Source organism: Aquabacterium sp., assembly GCF_004297345.1.
In the GTDB taxonomy this organism is placed as follows: Bacteria; Pseudomonadota; Gammaproteobacteria; order Burkholderiales; family Burkholderiaceae_C; genus Aquabacterium.
The window spans coordinates 1-3,391 of the sequence record NZ_SCTN01000242.1; the positions used below are offsets into that span (position 1 = coordinate 1).

The 3,391-nt window shown below is 60.2% G+C and carries 3 protein-coding genes; 2 read left to right on the forward strand and 1 reads right to left on the reverse strand.

The features are described from left to right. Positions 1-637: 637 nt before the first annotated feature. Together EPO09_RS08635 and EPO09_RS08640 are read left to right on the forward strand one after the other, a co-directional pair. Entirely contained in the window at positions 638-1,798 is a 1,161-nt protein-coding gene (locus EPO09_RS08635) for a chromate transporter (RefSeq protein ID WP_290642179.1), read from the forward strand. A 26-nt stretch (positions 1,799-1,824) separates the two neighbouring features. Beyond that, on the forward strand, positions 1,825-2,280 hold the full coding sequence (locus tag EPO09_RS08640) for a chromate resistance protein ChrB domain-containing protein (protein ID WP_290642181.1): 456 nt from the start codon (positions 1,825-1,827) through the stop codon (positions 2,278-2,280). 2 nt (positions 2,281-2,282) lie between these two features. Here EPO09_RS08640 and EPO09_RS08645 read toward each other — a convergent pair whose 3' ends face one another. After that, positions 2,283-3,332: a DMT family transporter gene (locus EPO09_RS08645; RefSeq protein WP_290642183.1), complete on the reverse strand. Its 1,050-nt coding sequence runs from the start codon at positions 3,330-3,332 to the stop codon at positions 2,283-2,285. Positions 3,333-3,391: the final 59 nt, after the last annotated feature.

Genomic DNA, 3,391 nt, shown 5'->3' on the forward strand with positions numbered 1-3,391 from the left:
GTCGCTGGGAGCGTGCTTCTGCGCGAGCGGGTCGGCACGCTTGTGCTGCTTTGACATGTAAGGCTCCTGAAGGCCGCCGAGACTTGGCGCTGTCGCATTATCGAGGCCAAAACGAGGCGTCGTGTGGCGTATAGAGGCTCCCTGCACGAAGTAGGTTCTAGACGTCCAGCCGGCATTGTGCGCCCAGCCAGTGCGGCCGAGAACCGTTTTCGACCATCAGCAGGCGGTTGCCCCGCGCCAGAGGCTCCGGCTGAGGCGAGACCCTGGAGGACAGCTTTGCGGCGACAAGTCTGAGCGTCTGGTCGGCTCGAATCTCTCGGCCAGGAACAGACCTTGTGGCCCAACCAAAGCGGACACTCTCGTTATCCCCGATAACGGAATGGCTGCCCCTGCCCGTGATAGAGTGCTGGCCGCGGGGGTACGGGCAGTCCTCCCCGCAAACACAAGACGCCCAGCGTCCAAGCACTGCTCCTGACCATGGGTTTGATCCCAGGTAGGAGTTCGTCTTGATCAGGTATACAAGCCTCGCGTCTGGCCATGTCGCGCATGGCAATTTCGCCCTCGCGCTGAGCATTGCCTCCCTAGTTGCTTATTCCTCTTTGTCGCTGCTTGTGCCAGTGATGCCAGGAGGTGCCCAATGAGCGCACCAGCCTACTCGCTTTGGCAAATCGTGGCCTACATGCTTCGTCTCGGCACCATCGGGTTTGGTGGACCGGTTGCGCTTGCTGGCTACATGTACCGAGATCTGGTCGAGCAACGCCGCTGGATCACCGAAGAGGACTACAAAGAGGGCATTGCGCTTGCCCAGTTGATGCCGGGCCCCATGGCGGCCCAATTGGCCATCTACCTGGGTTACGTTCACTATCGCATCCTGGGTGCCACCCTGGTGGGTTTGTCGTTCGTCCTGCCCTCGTTCCTGATGGTGATCGCGCTGGGTTGGGCTTACACCAGTTACGGCGGGCTGACCTGGATGCAGGCCACGTTCTACGGCGTGGGCGCTGCCGTCATCGGCATCATTGCGATGAGCGCACAAAAGCTGACTTCCAAGAGCCTGGGCAAGGACAAACTGCTGTGGGCTATCTGGGCGATCACTGCTGCAGCCACCATCGTGACCGAATCAGAGATGGCTTCGCTGTTCATTGCTGCCGGTGTGGCTGTCTGGTTGTGGCGCACCAAGTGGGGCCCATCTGCCCGGCTTTCAGTGAACGCCGGAGTGGGGCTTGTGCCCGCTGTTCCTGCCGCGAGTGCATTGCTCGCGGCTGATCCCAACGTCCTGATGCAAATCGGGGTGTTCTTCGCCAAAGCTGGCACCTTCGTGTTCGGCTCCGGCCTGGCCATCGTGCCTTTTCTGTACGGAGGCGTGGTGCACGAATTCCACTGGCTGAACGAAAAACAATTCGTGGATGCGGTGGCCGTGGCCATGATCACACCGGGCCCGGTCGTGATCACCGTGGGCTTCATTGGCTATCTGGTGGCTGGTCTGCCTGGCGCCTGCGTGGCGGCATTGGCCACCTTTCTGCCTTGCTACCTGCTCACCATCGGCCCCGCACCGTACTTCAAGAAACACGGCAAGCGACCTGGCTTGCTTGCGTTCATCGATGGGGTGACGGCCGCTGCCGTGGGTGCCATCACCGGCTCGGTTGTGGTGCTGGCCAAACGCTCACTGGTGGACTTGCCCACCATCCTCATGGCATTGACCGTGGTGGCTGTTCTGTGGCAATTCAAGAAGGTGCAAGAGCCTTGGATCATCCTGGCCGCGGCACTGCTGGGCATGGCTTTGTTTCCCTTGCGCCACTGATTCTGTTCACACCAAGGAGAGTGATCATGAAATGGGTTACCCGAGAACGCCCCAAGATCGACCGAATCGCATGTCCCTGGCTGATTCAGCGCTTCATTGATCCGCAGGCCGAATTTTTGTATGTACCAGCCCACCAGGTGCTGACCGTAGCAGAACGAGAAGGCGCCACGCCTTACGACATCCCCGCAGTGGAGATGTCGCATGTAGGCGAGTTGTGCAGCTTTGATGCTTTCCTTCGCAAATACGAGTTGAGCGATCCTGCCTTGCAGCAGTTGGCCACTATCGTCCGGGGCGCAGACACCGACCGACTCGATCTCTCGCCGCAGTCAGCGGGGCTGTATGCCTTGTCGCTGGGCTTATCCAGGCGATTCGCAGATGACCATGAAATGCTGCGTCACGGCATGGTTATGTATGACGCCCTGTACGCTTGGTGCCAGTCATGCCAAGGAGAAACACACTCCTGGCCACCCCAGATGGCTTGATCTCAGTGCCGGTGCGTGTGATGCGCATCTGGCACATGCGCATGCGTGTGGCGCGTGGGTTCGTGTCGATGGGCATGGCTGTGCGGCCCTACCGGCATGGGATCGTGCCGATGAGTGTGATGCCCGTCATCATGAGCATGAGCATGCTCGTGGGTCAGTTCCTCATGAACGTGCTCGTGTCCGTGAGACTCGACCAGGTGCAGCATCACGCCCAGTAGCATCAGGGTGCCACCCAGCGCCACACCCCAGCTCATTGAGCGATCACCCAAGGCGACTGCCACCACGGCACCGATGAAGGGGGCAAATGCAAAGACAGAACCTGTCCGTGCGGCACCGAATGCACGCTGCGCCAGCAGGTAAAGCCGCAGGCTCAAGCCGTAGCCTGCGCCGCCAATCATCAGCAAGCCAGCGACGGTCGACCAGCTCGGCAGCGTCTCTCCCATGATGTTTGCAATCAAGACGGTCAAGGCTACGCCAAACGCTGACTTGACCAGCACGACCTGGCCTGGGTCACGCTCGGCCACGCTGCGAGATAGCGTGTTGTCGATGCCCCATGACAGGGTTGCGCCAAGCACTGCCAGGGCACCTAGCAATTCATTGGTGCCGCTGCTCCCTCTATCAAGAATCAGCACGATGCCACCCATGAACAGGAGTGCCATGGCGCTCCACACGCGCCGGTCCATCACTTCGCCGTAAAGCGCTCTGGCTAGGAGTGCCGTGAAAACCGCCTCCAACGTCAGCATCAATGAGGCACTGGTGCCGCTGGTGTGCTGCAAGCCCCAGGCCAATGCCACAGGCCCCAGTCCCGCACCGAACAGGGCCATCCAACCCAGGCGGGGCAAATCACCCTTGTGGATTGCAGCTTCGCGCTCAGCGGGTTGGCGTAGCAGTGCACCAACCAAAGCAGCACCCGCATATAGCAACGCCGCCGTGGTGAAGGCTCCCACACCTCCGCCCACGCTTTGAACCAATGGCGTGCTGATACCAAAGAGTGTGGCGGCCAAGAAGGCTAGCAGCCCTCCCTTGAGGGCTGGTCTATTTAAGCCGGACATAAGGTGTGACAGGTCATATCCGCGAATGATATGCAAAGCATGGATGAGTCAACAGCCAA

What these genes read in the sequence shown, in the direction of transcription:
- EPO09_RS08640 (WP_290642181.1), top strand. Translation starts at nt 1,825, where the DNA reads ATGAAATGGGTTACCCGAGAACGCCCCAAGATCGACCGAATCGCATGT.
- EPO09_RS08645 (WP_290642183.1), bottom strand. Translation starts at nt 3,332, where the DNA reads ATGTCCGGCTTAAATAGACCAGCCCTCAAGGGAGGGCTGCTAGCCTTC.
- EPO09_RS08635 (WP_290642179.1), top strand. Translation starts at nt 638, where the DNA reads ATGAGCGCACCAGCCTACTCGCTTTGGCAAATCGTGGCCTACATGCTT.